This is a genomic window from Skermanella stibiiresistens SB22 (assembly GCF_000576635.1).
GTDB lineage: Bacteria > Pseudomonadota > Alphaproteobacteria > Azospirillales > Azospirillaceae > Skermanella > Skermanella stibiiresistens.
Genome location: NZ_AVFL01000009.1, coordinates 169,595 through 191,643, shown reverse-complemented (window position 1 = coordinate 191,643; position 22,049 = coordinate 169,595). Strand labels below are relative to the sequence as shown.

Sequence of the window (22,049 nt, the reverse complement as noted above, 5' to 3'; positions counted from 1 at the left end):
AGGCGGGAACTTCCAATGCGGATAGACCGGTGGTATTTGTCATTAGTCCGGATCGAATCGCCTTTCGTGCGGTTATAGGCTATAAATCGCGGTGTAGGCGAAATTTGGTTCCTCGGGCCCATTCGGATTATGGCAGATACCATCGCAGGAGACGCGGTCCCAGGGAGTTCCTCCAACGAGCGGCGTCATGACCGCGCCCAGCTTGGTCCGGGTCCGCGCGGGGAGTCCAAATCCCCCGACCTTCCCTTGCCCGACGCCCTCATGGTCCTGGTGCGGGCGCCCGTGCCGATGCTGGTGGCGGGCGCCGGTCCCGCCGGGGACACCGCCAGATCACCCCTGCTGCACGCCAACCCGGCGCTGATCGAACTGGCCGCGCGGATCGGCGCCGACCTTCCCGCCGGTTGCCCGCTGGAAACCCTGTTCCGCGTCCACGGCCCCCACAATGGCGCCCACAAGGGTGTCCCGAACGGGAAAGCGCCGGGCTTCCCGCGCGGCGACGGCGCCGTCGCGGTGGACCTGATCGGTGGACCGGGTTCGGCCAGCCGCGCTTCCGGCGCCAGCCTCGCCGGCGAACTCCTGATGGTCGCGGTCACCGACCGACTGGGCAATCCGACCCACCGGCTCGCCGCCTTCTTGGACGAAACGGCGGCACCGGAGCTGCGCGGCGCCATCGAGGCCCTGATGGCCGCGGCGTCGCTTGCCTTCGTCTCGGTGGTCGAGGCGACGACGGCGCGCTCGACCCTCAACACCGTCCTGTCCAGCCTGACCGACGCCTTCATGTCGGTCGATCACGGCTGGCGCTTCACCCGGGTCAACCGCATGGCCGCCGAGGCCTGCGGCTTGGCACCCGAGGACATGATCGGCCGTTCGTTCTGGGAGTTGTTCCCCGAGGCGATCGGCAGCCCCCTCCAAGCCGCCGCCCACCGGGCGGAGAGCGAGCAGGTGCCGGTCCACGCGGAGGCCTTCCACCCACGGCTCGGCAAATGGTCGGAATACCACGTCTATCCCTCGCCGGACGGTCTCGGCATCATCGAGACTGACATCACGTCGCGCAAGCAGCACGAAGGACGCCAGAGGCTGATGGCGGACCTCAACGAGGCGGTGCGGCTGCTGGTCGATCCGACCGACATGATGGAGGTGGCCCTGGTTCTGGCGGGCCGCCACTTCAACGTGTCGCGCATGGTCTTCGCCGAGATCGATCCCGGGCGCCTCACCATCACCGGCTTCCGCCAGTTCCGCGACGGCGTGAACGAGGTGCCGGCCGATATCCGGCTGTCGGATTTCGGTCCGGAGGCCATGGAGCATCTCAAGCGCGGCCACACCCTGGTGGTGGAGGATGTCCGGATAGACGAGCGCACCGCCAGTGGCGTCGCCGCGTTCGAGCGGATCAGCGCCCGGTCGCTGCTCGCCGTCCCGCTGACCCGCTCCGGCCGGCTGCTGGCGCTCTGCTCGCTCCACGACCGCCAGCCCCGCCAGTGGAACAACGACGAGATCGACATGGCCGAACGCGTGGCCGAACTGATCGGCGAGGCGGTCGAGCGGGCCAAGGCGGAGCGGGCGGTCCGCGACGGCGAGCGCCGGCTGCGGCTGGCGACCCAAGCGGCGGCACTGGGCGAGTTCGAGTACGACCCAGCCAGCGGCGCCATGATCCGCTCCGTGCTCGTCGACCGCCTGTTCGGCTTCCAGCCGGGCGAGATCGGATCGAGCATCGACCCCTTCCTGGACCGCGTCCATCCCGACGATGTCGAGGCCTTCCGACAGGGGTTGGACGACGCCACCGCCGGCCGGTCGGATTGGAACCACATCTTCCGCGTCGTCCACCCCGAAGGCAGGATCGCCTGGATCGCCTCGGTCGGCGAGGTCATCCGCCGTCCCGACGGGACCGCGCAGCGGATGGTCGGGATCATCCGCGACATCACGGTCGATTGGCTGGCCGAACAGGAGCTGCGCCGCGCGCGCGACGCCGCGACCGAGGCCAGCGCCGCCAAGACCCGTTTCCTGGCGGCGGTCAGCCACGATCTCCGTCAGCCGATCCAAGCCGTCTCGCTGTTCCTCGACCTGCTGAACAACAAGACCCTGCCGCCTGACGCCCGCGACCTGATCGGCATGATCGACGTCTCGGTCAAGGGCCTGCAAGGCATGCTCAACGGCCTGCTCGACGCGGCGCGGCTGGACGCCGGCATCGTCAAGCCGGTGATCCAGCCCTTCAACCTAGATGAGTTGCTGGAGCCGCTGGCCGCCGAGTTCGAGGGCCAGACCACGGCGGCCCGCCTGATGTTCGAGGTGCGCCCGACCAAGGTCGCGGTGCTCAGCGACCCGGTCCTGCTCGAGCAGATCCTGCGCAACCTGTTGTCCAACGCCGTCAAGTTCACCATGCGCGGTTGCATCCTGCTGGAATGCGTCCGGCACGAGGACGCGGTGGAAATCCATGTCGCCGACACCGGACCAGGCATCCCGGAAAACCAGACCGAGGCGATCTTCCAGGACTTCCTCCAATTGGACAATCCAGCCCGCGACCGCAGCCGGGGCATCGGCTTGGGCCTGGGCACCGTCGCCCGCACCGCGCGCCTGCTCGGCCACGACATCCGCGTCCGGTCCAAGGTGGGGGAGGGATCCATCTTCACCGTCACCGTGCCGATCTCGGCGGAGCCGGTCAAACAGCCGGAGAAGGTCTGGCGTGGACCGGAGCAATGGCAGGACCGCATCCTGGCCGACCGCGACATCCTGGTGGTCGATGACGACCACGCCGTCCTGACCGCCCTGCACATGGTGTTGGAGGATTGGGGCATGCGGGTGGTCAAGGCGGGCGGCTTGGACGAGGTCGCCGAACTGCTGCCCGAATTGGAGCGGCCGCTCGATCTGGTGCTGACCGATTACCGCCTGCCCAACGGCGCCACCGGAGCCGAGGTGATCGACTTGGTCCGCCAGCACCACCCGCACTCCGAGATCGCCGGCATCGTCATGACCGGCGACACCTCGCCCGAGCGCCTGATCGAGGTCCAGAAGGCGCAATGCAGGCTGCTGCACAAGCCGGTCAACCCCGACGACCTCAAGCGTGCCCTGATCGCCTGTTTCTGACGCCTATCCCACCAGGGGGACCCCAAGCCCGGGCAAGCGCGTCCGGGCTTGTTTTTCGGCATGTCCGGGCCAATCTGGGACGATAGATCCTTGGCGACGACACGCCAATCCGACCCCGGCATTGGGAAGACGACAGATGTTCGACTCCGATACCAACCGGTCCGATACCAACCGGCGCCGCGATCCCGAACCCACCGATCCGAACAACCGCGCGTTGGTTAGGTTCGCGATGTTGACCGGATTGTCCCTGCTGCTGGCCTCGCTGTGGCCGCCCCAGCTGTTCCCCGTCATGCTGGCGGGCTTCCTGTTCATCAACGCCATGACCAGCGCCCTCGTGGCCGCCCTGCGCAGGCAACCGTTCCTCGCCGATCACCTGACGCGGTGGGACGAGGGAGCCGCTTTCTATGTCACCGGTTTCATCGCGAGCTTGTTCATCGATCCGGCGGTTGTGGAAGAGACCCTCAAAACCACCACCATCATGGGGTGAGGGACCGCCATACCATTTTCGTCGGTTGTCCAAAGTTGTGATCCGCGTCACTATGGCGGTGCGCGTGAAGTGGTAGATTACGCGTTCGACTTTTTGCCACCACGGGCTTGCCATGGCGTTCAGTGCTACCTTCTGGGGGGTGCGCGGCACAATTCCCTGTCCATCACCGACGCATGTGCTGTTCGGTGGCAACACGAGTTGTGTCGAAGTCACGGTGGGCGACCGGACCATCATCCTGGATTGCGGCACCGGCTTCCGCGGCCTCGGCAAGGACATGATGAAGCGCCCGGGGCGTGACGCCACGGTCCTGCTCAGTCATTTCCATCTCGACCACATCGCGGGGATGCCGTTCTTCCAGCCGGCCTACAATCCGGAATTCTCGTTCCGGGTGATGGCGGCGCGCTTCAAGGGCTGCCCGAACATCCATTCCATCCTGGCGAGCCAGATGGAGCCGCCGCTCTTCCCTGTGCCGATGCGGACCATGAAGGCCGACCTCACCTTCGAGAACTTCCGACCGGCCGACACGCTTATCCTGGAAGGCGACATCCATGTCCGCACGGCCGCCCTCAATCATCCCGACGGCGCCTGCGCCTACCGGATCGACCACGAGGGCCAGTCGCTAGCCTATGTCACGGATACCGAGCACATTCCCGGCTCGCCCGACCGCAACATCCTCGACCTGATCGAGGGGGCCGATCTGGTGATCTACGACTCGACCTACACCGAGCAGGAGTTCGCCTGCAAGGCCGGCTGGGGTCATTCCACCTGGGTCGAGGGCATCAAGCTGTGCCAGATGGCCGGCGCCAACCGCTTGGCCCTGTTCCACCACGAGCCCGACCACGACGACGCCGTCATGACCCGGCTGGAGGCGGAAGCCCAGTCGGTCTGGTCCCCCGTCTTCGCCGCCCGCGAGGGAACCACCGTCACCCTGACGTGACGGCGGCCTCTTCCCCCACGCTCGTCCTTAGCGGGTCTGAACGAACCGCACCGGCGAATCGTCGCGCGGGATGATGCGGATGACATAGGGCGAGGTCAGCATCTGCGCCGTCATGCCGCCCGGCGCCGGGATGCGCTCGCCGAACGAGATCACCAGTTCCCGGCTGCTCGGCAGGCCTTGGTCGACCAGCCTCTGGTCGGTGATGACCTGCTGGGCGATGTTCTCGATCGCGACCGAATAGCCGGCGGTCTGGCGCATGCCCAGGAAGGCGCCGATGCCCATCCAGCCCGCCGGCAGCGGACCCGGCATCGGTTCGTTCGCCAGTTGCCACAGGTTGGCCCATTCCTCGGGGGTGCGGGCGACGATCGTGGTGCGGCCCTGGACGGAGCCCTGTGTGCCGGTCCACTCGAACTGGCCGTTGATGCCGGGCGGAGCTTGGGCGATCTCGGCGCCCTCCGGGTTGGAGAGGGGTTCGCCGGCCAGCAGGTTCATCGCGGTGGTGCAGCCGGTCATCGGCAGGCTGGCGGCGGACAGCAGGATGCCCCCGAACGCCGCGTTGGAGATGTGACGCATGTTCAGGCGGCTCGCGGCAGGGCGGTCTCGACCAGCTTCGCCCAGTAACTGGCGCCGATGGGCAGGATCTCGTCGTTGAAGTCGTAGCGCGGGTTGTGGACCATGCAGGCGCTGGGCCCGCCCGCCTGTCCGATCCAGACATAGGAGCCCGGCCGTTCGTTGAGCATGAACGCGAAATCCTCCGCTCCCATGCTGGGCGCCGGATCATAAATCACTCCGGCCTCGCCGACCACCTCGGCGGCGACCCGGCCGGCGAAGCTTGTCTCCTCGGCCGTGTTGACCGTGGCCGGATAGTTCCGGCGGTAATCGACCTCCGCCAGCGCGCCGAAAGCCTCCGCCGTGGCGGTCGCGATCCGATTCAACCCCGCCTCGACCTGATCCTGCACTGCGAGCTCGAAGGTCCGCACGGTGCCGCTCAGGGTCACGTCCGACGGGATCACGTTATAGGTCGAGCCACCGTGGATCTGGGTCACGCTGACCACCGCCGAGCGCAACGGGTCGGTGTTGCGGCTGACCAGGGATTGCAACGCCGTCACGATGTGGGATGCCACCACCACCGGATCGATGCCGTGATGGGGCATCGCGCCATGCGCGCCGTTGCCACGCACCGTGATGTCGAACTGGTCGGCCGCCGCCATGATCGGCCCGGTCCGCACCGCGATCGAACCGGACGGCATCTCCGGCCAGTTGTGCATGCCATAGACCCCCTTGGCCGGGAACAGGTCGAACAGGCCATCCTCGACCATCTTCTGGGCGCCGCCCTTGCCCTCCTCGGCGGGCTGGAAGATGAAGTGGACGGTGCCGTCGAAATTCCGGGTCTCGGCCAGATAGCGCGCCGCTCCCAGCAGCATGGTGGTGTGGCCGTCATGGCCGCAGCCATGCATCTTGCCGGGAACCGTGGAGGCGTGAGGGAAGTCGTTCTCCTCGCGCATATTCAGCGCATCCATGTCGGCGCGCAACGCGATCACCCGTTCGGCACCCGAGGCGCTTCCCGCTTTCAGCGTGCCGACGACGCCGGTTCCGCCCAGGCCCCGGTGAACGGCGATGCCCCATTCCTCCAGCTTCGCCGCCACGATCCCGGACGTGCGGAATTCCTCGAAGGCGGTCTCGGGATGGGCGTGGAGGTCGCGCCGCCAAGCGGTCATCTCATCGTGGAAATCGGCGATGCGATTGATGATGGGCATGTGTCGTCTCTGTCAGGTGCTGGGTTTCCGGCCGGATGACCCGCACGTTAGCAGACGGATGAGGATCGGGATAGGAGGCCCGGTTCGGGATGCGCGCCCCGTCAGGATAGGCGGAGCGGCGCCGACACGTCGGCCAACCGCGCGTCGATCGCCTCGGCGGTCGGCAAGCTTTCCTGCGCGCCCAGTCCCAGGCAGGCGATGGCGGCTCCGACGCTGGCCCGGTGCAGGGCGTCCTCCGGGCTCATGCCGGCGTCCAATGCCGCCGTCAGGATGCCGCAGAAGGCGTCGCCGGCCCCGGTGGTGTCCACCGGCGAGATCTTCAGCGCCGCCGCCGTCCACAGCGCGCCGCCGGGCTCGGCCATCAGCGCGCCGGCCCCGCCCAGCGTGACGACGCAGGTGACGCCGCAGGTGCGGGCGAGGTCCCGGGCCAGCCCCATCTCCGAGATGCTGGTCAGTTCCAGCCGCGCCGCGATCTCGGCGGCCTCGTGCTCGTTGACGATCAGGATGTCGACCAGCTTGAGGATTTCGGTCGGCACGTCGGCGGCCGGCGCCACGTTCAGGACGGTGCGGGCGCCCAGCCCATGGGCGCGCCGGATCAGAGCCCAATTCTCCTCCGCCGGGACCTCCATCTGCATCAGCACCGTGGTGCCCGATCCCAGCGCCTCGTCGGGGACGCGGGCCGCCGACGCCGTCAGGTTGGCGCCGCTGGCGACCGAGATGAAGTTCTCGCCGGCCTTGTCCACGCAGATCATGGCGCAGCCGGTCGCCTCCTCCGCGACGTGGACGCCCGTCGTGTCGACGCCGTTCCGCACCAGGTTCTCGATCAGACCCGAGCCGAAGGCGTCGGGGCCGACGCAGCCGGCCATGGCGACCGGCGCCCCGGCGCGGGCGGCGGCGATCGCTTGGTTGTTCCCCTTTCCGCCCGGCTTCAACTGATATCCCGGACACAGGACCGTCTCGCCCGGCTTCGGTAACGTGGGGACCGTCATGACGAGGTCCATGTTGAGCGAGCCGAAAACAACGATCATGGTGGTCCCATTCCGAGGTGCGCGCCGGCGCCGCTCAGTGGGAGAACAGCACCGGGATGGTCATGTGGCGCATAATATGACGCGTCACGCCGCCCAAGACCAGTTCGCGCAGCCGAGACCTCCCATATGCGCCCATCACCAGCAGATCGGCCGACATGTCGGTGGCGTAGTTCAGGATCATGTCTCCCGGATCCATGCCGTTCGCCTTGATGTGGTCGGCCGTGACCGGAACGCCGTGCCGGGCCAGATGGAGGCTGATATCGGCGCCCGGCTCGTCGCCCAGGCCATTCAGGCCGCTCTTCGGGTTGACCGCCAGCACGCTGACCTTCCTGGCGGTTTCCAGCAGGGCCATGGCGTCGTTGACCGCGCGCGCCGCCTCGCGGCTGGCGTTCCAGCCGACCACCACCTGATCGCCGATGGTTTGGAACCGGCCGGCGTAAGGCACCACCAGGACGGGCCGGCCACAGTCGAACAGGACGTCCTCCGGGTGGATCGGCGGAACATCGCGGTGCTCGTCGGGATCGACTTGCCCCAGGATCACCAAATCGGCGTAGCGCCCGACGATCTCCGTGACCTCGGTCGGGTTGCCGCGCAAGGCCCGCCATTCCGCCCTGCCGCCGATGCCCGCCAGTTCGACCCGCTGGCGGAACAGCGCGCCGGCTTCGTCGGCGTTCTCCTGCGCCAGTCGCCGTTGCAGGGCGATGACGCTCTCCCCCAGCTCACCCGCGACATAGCTCGGCAGGACGGGCGGCGCGATGATGAACAGTCCCGTCAAATGGGCGTCGTGCCGGGCCGCCAGGGCCGCCGCGGCGTCGATGCGGGCGGCGGCCTGCTTGCCATTGTCGACGACGACCAACAGGTTCTTGAGCGCCATGGCATGTCTCCCCTCGCTTTTTCACAGGGGAACAGCATCCGCCCTTGGACCGGTCGGTTCATTGATCAGGATCAAGCGAAGCCCGATACTCCCGGCTTCACGCCTCCGGTGGCGGCTCGACCCCGAAGCGCTTGGCCCAGGGCTCCAGCGCCTCCCGGATGCCGCCATACAGCTCCACCCCGGCCCTAAGCTGCTCCGCCCGCCGCTTCAGGCCGGCCTCACCCGGCAACCTCACGGGGGGAGCTCCCGGACGCGGCGGGATCGCGCGGGCGGCGTCGGCCAGCCAACTCGTCTCGCGCAGGAAGCCATCGCGCCCGCCGAACGCGTCGGGATCGAACACTTGGAGGAAGACCGCGGCACCCCAGCCGGTCTCGCCATCGGCCCGGCCATACCCGCCCAGCGCCGAGGTCATCATCTCGATCATCAGGCCCAGCGCGTAGCCCTTGTGCCCCAGGTCCAAGCCGCCCAGTGGCAGGATGGCGCCGGGCGGATCGGCGAAATAGGCCGAGGCGTCGGCGGTCGGCTCGCCATGGCCGTCGATCAGCCATGGGTGGGGCAGGGGCTTGCCCTCCGCGTGGCAGCGGTTGGTCAGGCCGTTGGTCGTGGTCGACATGCTGACGTCCAGCAGCACCGGCCCGCTGGCCGTGGGCCAGCCCGCCGCCAGCGGGTTGGGCGTCATCAGCCGGCCGACGCCGCCATGGGGCGTGACGCTGGCGCCGGCCGGGTCGGAACTGGCCAGGATGATCGCCAGTCCACGGTCGGTCGCGCGCTTCAGATACGCCGCGAGGCAGGCGATATGGTGGCTGCGCCGGATCACCACCGTGGCGGTGCCGTATTGGACCGCCCGCTGGCTGGCGAGGTCGAGCGCCTGGACGACCAGCCACGGACCCGGCAGGCGGCGGCCATCCCAGGTGATCGCCGGGCCGGTATCGGCCAGCGTCTCGGGATCGCCGGTCACCGTCATGGTTCCGGAGTCGATCTCCTTCAGGTAACCGGGTAGCAGTTGCAGCCCGTGGGTGGTGTGGCCGAACAGGTCGCCCTCCACCAGGATCTCGGCTATCGTTTGGGCGCGGGCGGCTGACAGGCCGGAGGCCCGCAACAGGGAGCCGGCGTAGCCGACCAGTTGATCCGCGGCGAAGCGGGGCATGCTGAACCCTCCTGACATCTTCTTGATTCTACTATGCGAAGTTTACGGGTTGACGCCGCGTATGGGGCAGCGGATCGTCCGTGCTGGCAACAAAAAACCGACGCCAAGAAGTTCAGCCCGGGGGGAAATCATGGATCTCAAGGAATGGCCGTTCAAAGTCATCGATGACCGGTTTAAGCGTTACGCGCTGGGCAATGTCCGGCTCGAACGCCTGCACACGGGAATGCGCTGGGCGGAAGGCCCCGTCTGGTTCGGCGATGGCAACTACCTTCTGTGGAGCGACATCCCCAACAACCGCATGATGCGCTGGGTCTCCGGCGCGCCGGAGGGCGGAGCCGTCAGCGTCTACCGCGACCCGTCCAATAATTCCAACGGCAACACACGCGACCGCCAGGGCCGGCTGGTCACCTGCGAGCATGGCGCCCGCCGCGTCACGCGGACGGAGTTCGATGGCACCATCACCGTGCTGGCCGACAGCCACAAGGGCCGTCGCCTCAACTCGCCCAACGACGTGGTGGTCAAGTCGGACGGCTCGATCTGGTTCACCGACCCCCCCTACGGCATCCTGACCGACTACGAGGGCCACAAGGCCGAGATGGAACAGGATGGTTGCCACGTTTACCGGATCGATCCGGACACCGGCGCGCTGACGGTCGTGGCCGACGACTTCGACAAGCCCAACGGCATCGCCTTCTCGCCGGACGAGCACATCCTCTACGTCGCCGACACCGGCGCCTCGCACACCCCGGACGGTCCGCACCACATCCGCGCCTTCGACGTGTCCACGTCGGGCACGTTGTCCGGCGGCCTATCGGGAGGAAGGATCTTCGCGACAATCAGCCCCGGCCTGGCCGACGGCTTCCGGCTGGACACCGACGGCAACGTCTGGACCAGCGCCGGCGACGGCGTCCACTGCTACTCGTCCAACGGCGACCTGATCGGCAAGGTCCTGGTCCCCGAGGTGGTCTCCAACGTCGCGTTCGGCGGACCCAAGCGCAACCGTCTGTTCATCACCGGAACCACGTCGCTCTACAGTGTCTATGTCGGCGCCAACGGCGCCGGTTACTTCTAAGGCAGGGACGGCACCAGAATGCGAATCCTCATCCCCGACGCCCAGTTCCTCGACGACGCCGAGATCGAGCGCGCCGCCGCCGGAGCCGGCGTCACCTTCGAAGTCCACCGCGCCACCCGCGAGACGGAGGTGCCGGAGGAGAGCTGGCGCGCCTGCGACGCGGTGATCTGCTATCACGTGATCCAGTATCGCGGCCCGTGGCTGGACTGGCTTGAGCGCTGCAAGGTGATCGTCCGCGCCGGTGTCGGCTTCGACAACATCGACGTCGACATGGCCGCCGCGCGCGGCATCCCCGTCTGCAACGTCCCCGACTATGGCACCACCGACGTGGCCGACCACGCCATCGCCATGATGATGACGCTGACGCGGGGGGTCGCCAGCTATGACGAACACCTGCGCGCCGACCCGGTGGGCGGCTGGCGATTCGAGAAGCCGCCCCTCGTCCGCCGCATGCGCGGGTTGACCTTCGGGGTCGTGGGATTGGGTCGCATCGGCACCGCCGCGGCGCTCCGGGCCCGGGCTTTCGGCATGGACGTGTTGTTCTACGATCCGGCCCTGCCGACCGGCACCGAACTGTCGTTCGGCTTCCAGCGGACCAACTCGCTGGCCGACCTGATGTCCCGCTCCGACATCGTCAGCCTGCATTGCCCGCTGACCGGTACGACCCGCGGCATGATCAACGCCGAAGCCCTGGCCGCCGCCAAGCCCGGCCAGATCCTGGTCAACACCGCCCGCGGCGCGGTGGTCGACCTTGACGCCCTCCACGCCGCCCTCAAGGACGGCAAGCTCGGAGGCGCCGCGCTGGACGTGCTGCCGGTCGAACCGGCGGAACCCGACCATCCCCTGATCCGCGCCTGGGCGGCCCGCGAACCCTGGATCGCCGGCCGCCTCCTGCTCAGTCCCCACGCCGCCTTCTACAGCCCCTCCAGCATCGTCGACCTCCGCCGCAAATCCGCGGAAACCGCCATTGCCGCCCTGGCCGGCGCGCCGATCAACCGCGTCAACGACGCGAGGGTCAAGGCCTGAACCAGGCTAACCGCCTTGGTGTCCCCATCATCGGCGATGTCGCTCGTCATGGCAGACTGTTCCCATCGCGCGCGGCATGGCTGACGCGCGCGATGGGAACAGTAGTCCCGCAACTCCCGCAAGAAGGTCATCGCCCGATGGGGATTTTCCCCTGCCATGAAGTCGCCGATCGTTTCCAGTTCTGAGGTGGCCAAGGCGCTAAACCGGCATTGCGTCGCCGCGCATCGCCTTCGTTGGCCATGGTTTCGTACCTGTCGATCAGGCGATTGAAAACGGTGTCGCCGTCCACGGATGGCCGAGAGTCGCCGCGTGCCTCATCAATGAGCCGACGCATCGCGGTGCTGGTGTTCCGGTGTCTCTTCTCCATGGGCGATGAGCAGCCGTTTCTCATGGATCAATGAGGCTGCGGGCTAGATCCCCATGCGCGCTCCCGACGGCCTCTGCGGCGTTCCGCGCGTCATCGTCCACATCGATCCGCGACTCGTCGCGGATCAGTTCCGATCGGACCTCCTCAAGGCTCCGGATCGGATTCAAGAGATAGCTGCTGACTGGCATTCCAATTTGCTCCATGGCGGTAGGAGCAAAGTATCCAAATGTTGGTGAATGAGTGCTTAATGACAGGAATTTAATATTCACCACATCTGCAAGACACCGAAAAGCCACCATCTTGGAATGAGGTCAAGCAACACCCTGACTCGGGGTGGATGTACTACTATCGATAATGGAATTGGCAAGGCGACTATGTGGAAATTCTTGGCTCTATCGCTGGCGACCGTGGCGCTGTTGGTGTTCCATACTCCGGTCGCGGCGCTGGCGTTCTTCGGCGTGGTCGTGGTCGTCTTCATCACCACGGTCTTCGCGTCGACACCCGCGAATGGTGGGCGCGAGGTGTGACGAGCGGCCGGCGCGACGGGGAGGGGGCCGATCAGCCGGTGGCCGCCGCCCCGTCACTCGCCGGGAGGCTCACTCGGCGGCGTGGTGCGCCAGCGCCGCCGGCTTCTTCGCCGGCGCCGCATGCGGCAATCCGGCGCGGAGCACGATCGAGGTGCCGAACATGATCAACCCGACCGCGAGGATCACGACGGCGGCCAAGGCCACGAAGGCCGAGCGGGTCTGGTCCAGCCACAGCGTGACCCCCACGAAGGCGAAGCAGATCAGACCCAGCGCACCGATCAGGTTGGCCACTGGCCCGATGTTGAACGGAGTGTTGTTGAACCGCTGCCGGATATCCTGTGCCCAGGCACTCGCTGTCGCGTAAATCATGATCTCAGCCCGACCTGTTCCTTGTTTTCATTGAGTATCGATCAAAACCCTTGGATTGGAATAAGCGCGGTTCGCGGCGCGCTCGTCAAGTCCGCAAGCCGTTGCCAGAGCGCCTATGTACCAGCGCCGACCCCTTCCTTAGGCCATAGGGTATCGGCCGAAATTGCGGCGATGATGAGACGCTTGAACCGCTGTCGTTTAACCGCTTGTTGACTATCCAGGCCCTAAAATTGTCTCCAGGGGACGGGCACTCCGTCAAACGGGTATTGGAGACGAAAGTGTCGGGCAGTTTTGAAATCCGCCCCCGGGGCGCCGATCTGGATGGTGGAAGTTCCGCATCGCGCCGCACGGCCGACTACCACCGTGGCGGCGACGACGCCCTGTTCGACGAATTCAACAATACGCTGGCCCGTCTCGAAGGCGCTGGACGTGACCGGCCGGGCAACAGTGGCTTGATCACCCAGATCGAGACACTGGCCGCCGTGGTCGAGCGCCAAGCGCAGGAGTTGCGGGTCGCCCGCGGGGCCGCCGCCAAGCTGGAAGGCGAGAACGAGCGCATGCGCCAGATGCTGCGTGCCCTGCTCGCCGCCATCGACGCTGGCGAGACCCGCATCTTCAGCACGGTCGAGCGGGCCGAGCGCCGCCTGCGCGAACTGATCGATACCGGCAGCGCCGTCGCCGATCCGACCATGAGCCAGCAGGCTCCCCGGTCCCGCGCTCCCCGGCCGGTCCGCGACGACGAGCCCACCCGTCCGACCCGCCCGTCGATCCGCGTGATCGAATAAGCTGACGCACGGCTCCGGGAAAGGGAAGGGGCGACGGAGTTTCCACCCCGCCGCCCCCGATCGCTGGAAACATCCACTGTAGCTTGGCCCAGCCCAGCCCAGCCTCAGCCGATCCCGAATTTCTTCCGCACGTCATAGCTCCGGTCCTTCGACCAGCGCTCCAGGAACGTCGACAACTCGGCGTCCGGCGGATCCGGCAGGAACACCTTCAGCTTCACGTACTGGTCGCCCGATGGCCCGCCCTTGGGATCGGCGATGCCCTTGCCTTTCAGCCGCAGCGTCCCACCGGTGTTCGAGCCCCGTGGAACCTTGACCGCGACTTGGCCGTCCAAGGTCGGCACCTTGATGGTGGCGCCCAGCACAGCCTCCGGCAGGCTGATCGGCAACTCCAGATGGATATCCTGGTCCTTGCGGACGAAGAAGGGGTGCGCCTCGACATGCACCTCGATGATCGCGTCGCCGGCGGGACCGCCGCCGATGCCGCTCATGCCCTGGCCCTTCAGCCTCAGCTTCTGCTGATCCTCCGTGCCTGGCGGGATGGCGACGTCGATGCTCTTGCCGGTGGACAGGTTGATCCGCCGCTTCGTTCCCAGCGCCGCCTCGGTGAACGGTACGGTGACCGAATAGGCGATGTCGGTGCCGCGCGACTTGAAGCCGCCCCCCGCGGCGCCCGCGGCGCCACGCCGGCGCCCGGCCCCGAAGAGGTCGGAGAAGATGTCCTCGGCGTCGAAGCCGCCATAATCGCCGCCGGCCCCGCGCGCGCCGCCGCCGGCATAGGCCCGGTGCATCGGCCGCTCGTTGCCGTTCGCGTCGATCTCGCCCCGGTCGAATCGGCCGCGCTTCTCCGCGTCGGACAGCAGGTTGTAAGCGCCCGAGACGTCCTTGAAACGCTGCTCGATGTCGGGCCGGCCCGGATTGAGATCGGGGTGGAACTGCTTGGCGAGGCGTCGGTAAGCCTGCTTGATCTCTTCGGCGGAGGCCGACTTGGTCAATCCCAAGACCTGATAAGGGTCGCGCATGACGGCCACGAGGTCACATATCCTGTCAAATAGTCGGCGCTACGGCGGACAGCCGCCATCCCGGATGGGTGGCGGCCGCCTGGTCAGGCCATCGATCCGCCGGAAGGCGCGGATCCTGGATACGTGCGGTTCAACTCACGATTTTCCAAGTGCCGTCCGGTTGCTGACAAGCCTGACCAAAGGCCTGTTGTGTTCTCCCGCCGACAGTAACCGTTTGCTGGTATTCCCGGCAATAGGCGTTGGTGCTGGGATCGTGACCCTCCCGAGTCGGCGTGATCACGCCGGAGTTGCCGCTCTGGGGGTTGTTCCAGATGATCTTCTGCCCGATCGGGGCCACGTAAGCTTTTTGCACCGCCCGGCCGGCGTAAGCCTGGTCGGCGCGGTCGAGCGAGGATCCGACCTCGTTGCCGAGAAAGGCGCCCAACAGCGTACCGGCGCCAACGGCGACCAGCTTGCCGGTGCCCCCGCCGATCGTCGATCCCAGCAAGCCGCCAGCGGCGGCGCCGCCCAGCGCGCCAATGCCCTGCTTGGGGCCATAACCTTCGGCGCAGCCGGTCACCAGGGTCAGCGCCAGCAGTGGTGGAACGATTTTCTTGAGCATCTTTCCTACCAAGCCTCGTGGAAATACCAGCATCCTGGACACTGGTATCGGTCAGATTGATGTATATTCCGTTGTCGTCCGAACCTATGACCGGCATCACAGATGATTGACACGAATTCGAATGATCCCTTCGGCCTGTTCCGCGCCTGGATGGCCGAGGCGGAGAAGTCCGAACCCGAGGACCCCAACGCCATGTCGCTCGCGACCGCCGACGCGGCGGGCTTGCCTTCGGTCCGTATGGTGCTGCTGAAGGGGCTCGATCCCGAGGGGTTCGTCTTCTACACCAACCTGGAAAGCCGCAAGGGCGGTCAACTGGCGGAAAATCCCAACGCCGCCCTGTGCTTCCATTGGAAGTCCCTCAAGCGCCAGGTCCGGGTCGAAGGCGCCGTCCAGCGCGTCACCGACGCCGAGGCGGATGAATATTACCACAGCCGGCCACGCGGCAGCCAGATCGGCGCCTGGGCGTCGCGGCAGTCGCGCCCGCTGGAGGGCCGCTGGGAGTTGGAGAAGCGCGTGGCGGAGTTCACCGCCCGCCACGCCGTCGGCACCATCCCGCGGCCGGAGTTCTGGTCGGGCTTCCGGGTGCTGCCGAGGCGGATCGAGTTCTGGCAGGACCGGCCTTTCCGCCTCCACGATCGTGTGGTGTTCCATCGGACGCCATCCGAAAATGCCGAACCGGGGTGGACAACGGAGCGGCTCTTTCCCTAGGACATTCCCCACGACGTGGCGGATCGCGCGCGCAAGGGGGAGGACAAGGCCATGGCCCAGCCTGTTGGCAATGGTGGCGGCAATGGTGGTGGGAGAGGCGGCTCGTCGGCCGCGGACGACGCGAGGCTGCGCCAGACCGCGACCTACGCCAGCGTCTCGGTCGCGGTCATCCTGATCGTCGCCAAGCTCGGCGCCTATCTCTACACGGAATCGGTCAGCATCCTGTCATCGCTGATCGACAGTTCGTCCGACCTGCTGGCGTCGATCGTCACGCTGCTCGGCGTCCGCGTCGCCTTGCGGCCACCCGACCGCTCGCACCGCTACGGCCATGGCAAGGCGGAGCCGCTGGCCGCCCTCGCCCAGGCGGCTTTCGTGGTCGGCTCCGCCGTGTTCCTCAGCTACGAGGCGATCAACCGCCTGATCAATCCCCAGCCGGTCCAGGAAAGCACGGCCGGCATCGCGGTCATGATCCTGTCGATCGTCCTGACGCTGGGACTGGTGACGTTCCAGCGCCAGGTGATCCGGCGCACCGGGTCCATGGCGATCGGGGCCGACAGCCTGCACTACAGCGGCGACCTGTTCATGAACCTGGCGGTGATCACGGCGCTGGTGGTGACGGGGATGACCGGCATCGCGATCCTCGACCCGATCTTCGCCCTCGGCATCGCGGCCTTCCTGATCATCGGCGCGATCCGCATCGCCAACGGTTCGCTGGCGGCGCTGATGGACCGGGAGATCCCGCACGCCGACCGCAAGCGCATCCGCGAGATCGTGATGGATCACCCGGCCACGCGCGACATGCACGACCTGCGCACCCGCAACGCCGGCAACATGCTGTTCATCGAACTTCATCTGGAATTGGACAGCGATCTGACGCTGGCCCAGGCCCACGACATCACGGACGAGGTGGAGCGCCAGCTGATGGCGGCGTTCCCGCTCTCCGAGGTGCTGGTCCACCAGGAGCCCTACGGCCTGACCGACGAGCGTTTGGACACCCGCATCGCGGAGGCCGGCAGGATCAGGCGCGGCCAGGATCATGTGGGTTCGGACATTGGTGGATGATGTGATTTCTTAACCGCGATGCCGCCATCATCGACGCGTCAACACCGCGTCGATGGGAGCGGCAGGATGCTGAGAAGACTGGCCGCTTTCCTCCTGCTCCTGCCGCTGCTCCTCACGGGCTGCTTCGACGACGCCCCCAGTGACGAGACGATCGGCGCGCTGCTTGAGACCTCGGTCAACCAGGAACTCGCGATGGCCAAGGCCAGTGCTGGGGAGCGGCACAGGAACCTCGGCGGCGAGATCGTGCCCGACGCCATCCGGATCGTGAACCTGAGGACGCTGGGGGCGGTCAGCGACAGCAAGGGCATCCACGTCGCCTCCGTCCAGTTCGACCTGCTGGTCGAGGTCAACGGCGCCCGCATCCTGAACCAGCGTGCGGCCAAAGCGCGCCTCAAGCTCGCCCGCGATGGCTCCGGCTGGCGGATCCTGGAGAAACAATAGCGACGGGACGATGACGATCCCTTCGCCAGTTAAGGATCGTTTAACGAAGAAGGCTGAAGATTTTGGTGCGGAGAGAATCCGGCCTAAAACAATCAAGAACACGGATCAGCCGGCCCATGGATACCATGATGAACGAAAAGTCGTTTCTGATCGGAGCCGTAGCGCAAGAGGCGGGCACCCTGGGGATCGAAATCGCCGACGTCGCGGGCAGCGTGGAGGATGTCAGCTCCCGCATGGCCAAGAAGGCCATGGTCTTCGTGGGCCTGCGCGAGGCGGCCGCCGGCATGTCCAGCAGCACAGCCCGCATCCAGACAGCCGCCAAATCCGCCCGTTCGGTGGCGCAAGGCGCCTTGACCGAGGTCGAGGGGTCACGGACCCGCCTCCGCGAGTCGCTCAACGACATCGGCGCGCTGGTCGAGGGGGTCACCGGCATGGAGCGCCAGCTCGGCGGGCTGCGCGAGGCGCTCAACCGGATCGGCAAGGTCGCCCAGGAGATCAACGCCATCGCCAAGCAGACCAACCTGCTGGCGCTCAACGCGACGATCGAGGCGGCGCGGGCTGGCGAAGCCGGCCGCGGCTTCGCGGTCGTCGCGGGCGAGGTCAAGGCGCTCGCCAACAAGACGGGTGAGGCCACCGCCGACATCGACGCCACCCTGCGCTTCCTCAACGAGCAGGCCCGCCTCCTGTTGACCGAAAGCGCCGAGAGCATGCGGACGGCCAAGGCGGTCGGCGCCGGCACCACGGCGCTTGGCTCCATGATCACCGTCGTCGGCAACGCCATGGTCGAGGTCGACCGCGAGACCACCCGGATCGACGAGGCCGCCACCGCCATCGCCGAAACCTCGCTGGGTTTCGAGGAGCGCATCGCCGACATGGCCGGCGACGTCGAACTCTCCAGCAGCGACCTCAACTCCGCCCGGGACCGGGTGGTCAACCTGCTGGGCATCAGCGAACGCCTGATCGGCATCACCGCCGAACTGGACGTCGAGACGGTCGACACCCCCTTCATCCGCCATGCCCGCGACGCGGCCGCCCGGATCTCCGCCCAATTCGAGGACGCGGTGCGGGCCAAGCGGGTGACCCTGGACGCCCTGTTCGACGAGGCCTACAAGCCGATCGCCGGCACCAATCCCCAGCAGTTCCGCGCCCGGTTCACCGACTTCACCGACGCGGTCCTGCCGGCCATCCAGGAGGAGATGCTGAGGACCGAACCCCGCATGGTCTTCTGCGTGGCGATCGACCGCAATGGCTACCTGCCGACGCACAACGTCAAGTTCTCGAAGCCGCACGGCCCGGATGTCGCCTGGAACACGGCGAACGGCCGCAATCGCCGCATCTTCGACGACCGCGTCGGCTTGGCGGCCGGCCGCAACACGCGTCCGTTCCTGCTGCAAACCTACCGCCGCGACATGGGCGGCGGCCAGTATCGCCTGATGAAGGACGTCTCGGCACCCATCACCGTCATGGGCCGCCACTGGGGCGGCCTGCGCCTCGCCTACACCGTCTGAGGTGATTCGGCGGCGTCTGGCCGGAAAAAGGTCTGTTCATGGGGTAACTTTCCCATTATAGCTGTTATCGGTCCTAGGATGAGCGTGCCGACATGCGAAAACGCAGAAATATTCACTGAATTCTTGCATTGAGGCACCGTTATCTTGCGAACTTGCATGGACGCCGCCAAGGTGCCGCCGGTTTTTCGCAGTTAAGGGATTTGGCCAATGCAGCAGATCAGGGAGTCGCTCCACCGCTGGCTTCGGACCGTCATGGACGAGCGCGAGTGGACGGCCGCCGCCTGGGCCAAACGGGCTGATGTCACCGCCACCAACCTGACCCGCTTCCTCAAGGATCCCGAGACCGCCAGCCTGCCCAGCGCCGAGACGATCGGCCGCCTCGCTTTCGCCGCCGGATCGGAACCGCGCTTCCTGTCAGACGACCGCCCGACCGACACCGCCTGCCGCGTTCCCGTGCTCAGCCACGAACAGATCCTGCGGGTGATGAAACTGTCCCACCCGGAGGTGGAGGACTACCTCGCGGGTTTGCTCCGGCGGGGCTCCCGCTGTGTCCTGATGGACCAGAGGACATCGCCCCGCGCCTTCGCCCTGCAAATCAACTCGCTCCATATGAACGCCGGCGGGCTGCTGCCGCAGGACCAGATCGTGATCGAGCCGGTCGACCACGTGCCGCCCCGCAAGGGTGACATGGTCATCACCGTCGACGGCACCTCGCTCTGCGCCTACCGCTACTACCATCCCCAACTCGTCCCCATCAGCACCGATCCCCAATGCTGTCCCATGGTGATCGACGGCGTCGGAATGGTGGGCGTCGCCATCCTCGTGGTTCGCCCTCTCCGCGCTGAACTGACGACCTGAACGGCCATCTCCGCGTTCCTGACGGCGCTCCCCGGCGCCCGCTGAAACTTATCCACAGAGTTCTCATTTTGTTCTTGGATAAGTGCGATTTCGCAGTTAACATCGGCGAAGTTCTGCCCATATAAGAGTCACTTAGATGCGAACATGCAGTGGCTCGGGAAACTGGGAGCCGGGAAATCCGGTCGGGAAACGCCGATGGCTTTGTCCAAGGATCAGAGGGAATTCCGGGCTCGCCGCCTAGGCTCCAGCGACGCCGTCCGCGTCATGGCCGGCCATTGGGTCGAGCTGTGGCGCGAGAAGACGGGCAGGGTGGAACCGCGGCACCTGGACTTCGTGCCCGCCGTCCAGATCGGCATCGCGACCGAGCACCTCCACGCCCGTTTCCACACCCACCGGACCGGGATCGGCGCCTATCCCGCCGACCACCGCACCCATGTCCATCCCGATCACGACCACATCGTCGCCAACCTGGATTTCCTGACCTGGGGAGCGCCGCCGGAGGATCCGTCGGCTCCCCCCGACACCATCCTGGAAGCCAAGTTCCATTCCGGCTTCAAGAGCGACGAGGATCTTGCCGAGCGGTACTATTGGCAACTCCAGCACCAGATGATGGTGTCGGGCCTAACCCGCTGCGTCCTCTCCGTCCTGCGTCCGTCGGGATATTCCAGCCTGATGGTGGAGCGTGACGCGGCTAACGCCGCGCTGCTGCTGGAGACGATCCAGGCGTTTTGGTGGCATGTCGAGAACGACCTCGAACCGGCCGATCCGATGGCGGTCGAGGCGCCCGACTTCGACGACATGGGTGTGCTCGACATGTCGATGCACAACAGGTTCGTCACGGTCGGCGACATCCTGATCGACAATCAAGAGGGTTTCCGGGCCTACCGCGCCGCCGAGGCGGAGCTGAAGTCCCTGATGCCGGAGCGGGCCCGGGTCGCCTATGTCCCGCCCGTCTCGAACTCCGACACCCGCGGCATCGTGCTCAGCCGCTCGCGCGACGGCAAGCTGTCGCTCCGCGTCGGCGACCTGCCGCTCAAGCACAGGGCGAAGGCGGAGACCTGGATGCCGGAGCCCGACTTCAAACAGTTCGACGCCAATTCCAACGATTGATCATTGGAGGCTTTCATCCATGCCCAGAGCGAGGGAGACCATGACGACCCCAGAAGCCCCGGCGAACGTCCAGCCGCGTGACAATCTGGAATTCTGGAACGCCCTGAAGCGCACGGACCCCAAGGCGACCAAGCCTTTCCAGCGCGCCGGCGGCTTCCGGGGAACCCAGATCGACCCGGCGTGGCGGCTCCAGATGATGACCGAGGTGTTCGGCCCGGTCGGCAAGGGCTGGGGCTATGAGCAGCTGGAGTGGACCATCGCCGAGCGCATGGTCTTCATCTGCTGCCGCGTCTGGTACATCGACCGGGAGACCGGCGAGAAGCACTTCACCGGACCGCAATGGGGCGGCACCGAGATGGTTCGCCGCAGCCGCGACGGCACCGAGCGGCCGGACGACGAGTGCTTCAAGATGTCGATGACCGACGCCATCGGCAAATGCATGCTCCAGATCGGCTTGGCCGCCGACATCTACCTGGGCCAGTTCGACGACAGCAAGTACCGCGAGGAGTTGGAGACCTTCTACACCGTCAAGGCCAACCCCGACCTGCAACCCGCCGGGATCGAGCGGTTCGAGGAGGAGGTCAGGGAGAAGCTGGCCGCCATCCAGGACCTCGATGGCCTGGACGACCTGTGGCGGAGCGGCGTCAACGCCCGCATCCGCGAGATCGGCACGGTCGACAAGGCCGCGCAGAACCGCCTGATCACCTGCTTTTCCCAGAAGAAGAACGAGATCCTGAAACGAGAGGAGAGTGACCGGCAGGCGGCCTGACGCCGTCTCTCCCGGTCCCCGGAGGAGGCCCACCCATGTACCAGCGCTTCATCGCCGTCGGCCGCCTGGGCCGCGATCCCGAGATCACCAGCACGGCCGGCGGCAATCGCATGGCGAGCTTCAGCCTCGCCACCAGCGAGGTCGCCAAGGGCGAGGAGCGGGCCGAGTGGCACCGCGTCGTCGTGTGGGACGAGAAACTGGTGGACGTGGTCGCCAAGCGCGCCCGCAAGGGCACCCTGGTGGCCTTGGAGGGCCAGGTCCGCACCCGCCGTTGGAACGGCAAGGATGGCCGCGAGAACCACTCCACCGAGGTCGTGCTCGACCGCTTCACCAGCCGCTTCCAGATCCTCTCCGGCGCCAAGGAGCGGGACGATTTCGCGGCGGTGAACCAGCCGGTGTTCGACAACAGATTCGCCTTCGATGAGCTGCCATTTTGATGGCTGCGATATCGCAATTTTCGTCCGCGACACCATCTTAGTATGACTGCGTGAACGCAGCTCCCCATCAGGGGAAGCCTCA

At 66.6% G+C, this 22,049-nt stretch carries 23 protein-coding genes; 15 read left to right on the top strand and 8 right to left on the bottom strand.

The features are described from left to right. Positions 1-246: 246 nt before the first annotated feature. The 3 genes from N825_RS36520 (at position 247) to N825_RS14460 (ending at position 4,502) form a co-directional block, all read left to right on the top strand. Positions 247-3,078 (top strand): ATP-binding protein, encoded by a 2,832-nt coding sequence (locus N825_RS36520; RefSeq protein WP_198038324.1) that lies wholly within the window; start codon positions 247-249, stop codon positions 3,076-3,078. Between the two features lie 136 nt (positions 3,079-3,214). Continuing rightward, positions 3,215-3,565 carry a hypothetical protein gene (locus N825_RS14465; protein ID WP_051512361.1) on the top strand — a complete coding sequence of 117 codons (351 nt, stop codon included), beginning with the start codon at positions 3,215-3,217 and terminating at the stop codon, positions 3,563-3,565. A gap of 112 nt (positions 3,566-3,677) precedes the next feature. After that, positions 3,678-4,502 carry an MBL fold metallo-hydrolase gene (locus tag N825_RS14460; protein ID WP_037452898.1) on the top strand — a complete coding sequence of 275 codons (825 nt, stop codon included), beginning with the start codon at positions 3,678-3,680 and terminating at the stop codon, positions 4,500-4,502. Between the two features lie 27 nt (positions 4,503-4,529). Here the strand turns inward: N825_RS14460 and N825_RS14455 are convergent, their stop codons facing one another. The 5 genes from N825_RS14455 to N825_RS14435 form a co-directional block, all read right to left on the bottom strand. Then, a complete protein-coding gene (locus N825_RS14455) occupies positions 4,530-5,075 on the bottom strand; it encodes a protease complex subunit PrcB family protein (protein ID WP_037452896.1) in 546 nt (181 codons plus the stop codon). A 2-nt stretch (positions 5,076-5,077) separates the two neighbouring features. Beyond that, complete coding sequence (locus N825_RS14450; RefSeq protein WP_037452893.1) at positions 5,078-6,259, bottom strand: M20 aminoacylase family protein; 1,182 nt, start codon at positions 6,257-6,259, stop codon at positions 5,078-5,080. Between the two features lie 101 nt (positions 6,260-6,360). Further along, complete coding sequence (locus N825_RS14445; protein ID WP_037452891.1) at positions 6,361-7,287, bottom strand: ribokinase; 927 nt, start codon at positions 7,285-7,287, stop codon at positions 6,361-6,363. A 34-nt stretch (positions 7,288-7,321) separates the two neighbouring features. Then, positions 7,322-8,161, bottom strand: a complete 840-nt coding sequence (locus tag N825_RS14440; RefSeq protein ID WP_037452889.1) for a universal stress protein — start codon at positions 8,159-8,161, stop codon at positions 7,322-7,324. Between the two features lie 97 nt (positions 8,162-8,258). Next, on the bottom strand, positions 8,259-9,308 hold the full coding sequence (locus tag N825_RS14435) for an Ldh family oxidoreductase (RefSeq protein WP_037452881.1): 1,050 nt from the start codon (positions 9,306-9,308) through the stop codon (positions 8,259-8,261). A 130-nt stretch (positions 9,309-9,438) separates the two neighbouring features. Here N825_RS14435 and N825_RS14430 point away from each other — a divergent pair, with 130 nt between their 5' ends. The 3 genes from N825_RS14430 to N825_RS38895 all read left to right on the top strand — a co-directional run bounded on the left by N825_RS14430 (position 9,439) and on the right by N825_RS38895 (position 12,300). Further along, positions 9,439-10,380, top strand: a complete 942-nt coding sequence (locus tag N825_RS14430) for an SMP-30/gluconolactonase/LRE family protein (protein WP_037452878.1) — start codon at positions 9,439-9,441, stop codon at positions 10,378-10,380. 18 nt (positions 10,381-10,398) lie between these two features. Beyond that, positions 10,399-11,406, top strand: coding sequence for a C-terminal binding protein (locus N825_RS14425; RefSeq protein ID WP_037452875.1), 1,008 nt, complete (start codon positions 10,399-10,401; stop codon positions 11,404-11,406). A 753-nt stretch (positions 11,407-12,159) separates the two neighbouring features. Next, positions 12,160-12,300 (top strand): hypothetical protein, encoded by a 141-nt coding sequence (locus N825_RS38895; protein WP_157619200.1) that lies wholly within the window; start codon positions 12,160-12,162, stop codon positions 12,298-12,300. Positions 12,301-12,369: 69 nt separating this feature from the next. Here N825_RS38895 and N825_RS14415 read toward each other — a convergent pair whose 3' ends face one another. Next, positions 12,370-12,669, bottom strand: a complete 300-nt coding sequence (locus N825_RS14415) for a hypothetical protein (protein WP_037452869.1) — start codon at positions 12,667-12,669, stop codon at positions 12,370-12,372. 278 nt (positions 12,670-12,947) lie between these two features. Between N825_RS14415 and N825_RS14410 the strand changes: the two genes are divergently transcribed. Then, entirely contained in the window at positions 12,948-13,454 is a 507-nt protein-coding gene (locus N825_RS14410) for a hypothetical protein (RefSeq protein ID WP_037452866.1), read from the top strand. Between the two features lie 104 nt (positions 13,455-13,558). Here the strand turns inward: N825_RS14410 and N825_RS14405 are convergent, their stop codons facing one another. Together N825_RS14405 and N825_RS14400 are read right to left on the bottom strand one after the other, a co-directional pair. Next, a complete protein-coding gene (locus tag N825_RS14405) occupies positions 13,559-14,473 on the bottom strand; it encodes a DnaJ C-terminal domain-containing protein (protein WP_037452863.1) in 915 nt (304 codons plus the stop codon). A 130-nt stretch (positions 14,474-14,603) separates the two neighbouring features. After that, positions 14,604-15,074, bottom strand: a complete 471-nt coding sequence (locus tag N825_RS14400; RefSeq protein ID WP_037452856.1) for an RT0821/Lpp0805 family surface protein — start codon at positions 15,072-15,074, stop codon at positions 14,604-14,606. Positions 15,075-15,176: 102 nt separating this feature from the next. Here N825_RS14400 and pdxH point away from each other — a divergent pair, with 102 nt between their 5' ends. The 8 genes from pdxH to ssb all read left to right on the top strand — a co-directional run bounded on the left by pdxH (position 15,177) and on the right by ssb (position 21,967). Then, positions 15,177-15,782, top strand: coding sequence for a pyridoxamine 5'-phosphate oxidase (gene pdxH, locus N825_RS14395; RefSeq protein ID WP_037452854.1), 606 nt, complete (start codon positions 15,177-15,179; stop codon positions 15,780-15,782). A 51-nt stretch (positions 15,783-15,833) separates the two neighbouring features. After that, positions 15,834-16,844, top strand: a complete 1,011-nt coding sequence (locus N825_RS14390; protein ID WP_084164746.1) for a cation diffusion facilitator family transporter — start codon at positions 15,834-15,836, stop codon at positions 16,842-16,844. A 66-nt stretch (positions 16,845-16,910) separates the two neighbouring features. After that, entirely contained in the window at positions 16,911-17,285 is a 375-nt protein-coding gene (locus N825_RS14385; protein WP_037452853.1) for a hypothetical protein, read from the top strand. 125 nt (positions 17,286-17,410) lie between these two features. Then, positions 17,411-18,793 (top strand): methyl-accepting chemotaxis protein, encoded by a 1,383-nt coding sequence (locus N825_RS14380; protein WP_245613115.1) that lies wholly within the window; start codon positions 17,411-17,413, stop codon positions 18,791-18,793. A 207-nt stretch (positions 18,794-19,000) separates the two neighbouring features. Beyond that, a complete protein-coding gene (locus N825_RS14375; RefSeq protein ID WP_037452851.1) occupies positions 19,001-19,651 on the top strand; it encodes a helix-turn-helix domain-containing protein in 651 nt (216 codons plus the stop codon). A 195-nt stretch (positions 19,652-19,846) separates the two neighbouring features. Next, positions 19,847-20,761: a YqaJ viral recombinase family protein gene (locus N825_RS14370; RefSeq protein WP_037452848.1), complete on the top strand. Its 915-nt coding sequence runs from the start codon at positions 19,847-19,849 to the stop codon at positions 20,759-20,761. A 40-nt stretch (positions 20,762-20,801) separates the two neighbouring features. Then, positions 20,802-21,530 carry a hypothetical protein gene (locus tag N825_RS14365; RefSeq protein WP_245613114.1) on the top strand — a complete coding sequence of 243 codons (729 nt, stop codon included), beginning with the start codon at positions 20,802-20,804 and terminating at the stop codon, positions 21,528-21,530. Between the two features lie 35 nt (positions 21,531-21,565). Continuing rightward, positions 21,566-21,967 carry a single-stranded DNA-binding protein gene (ssb, locus tag N825_RS14360; protein ID WP_051512360.1) on the top strand — a complete coding sequence of 134 codons (402 nt, stop codon included), beginning with the start codon at positions 21,566-21,568 and terminating at the stop codon, positions 21,965-21,967. The last annotated feature ends 82 nt before the right edge of the window (positions 21,968-22,049 follow it).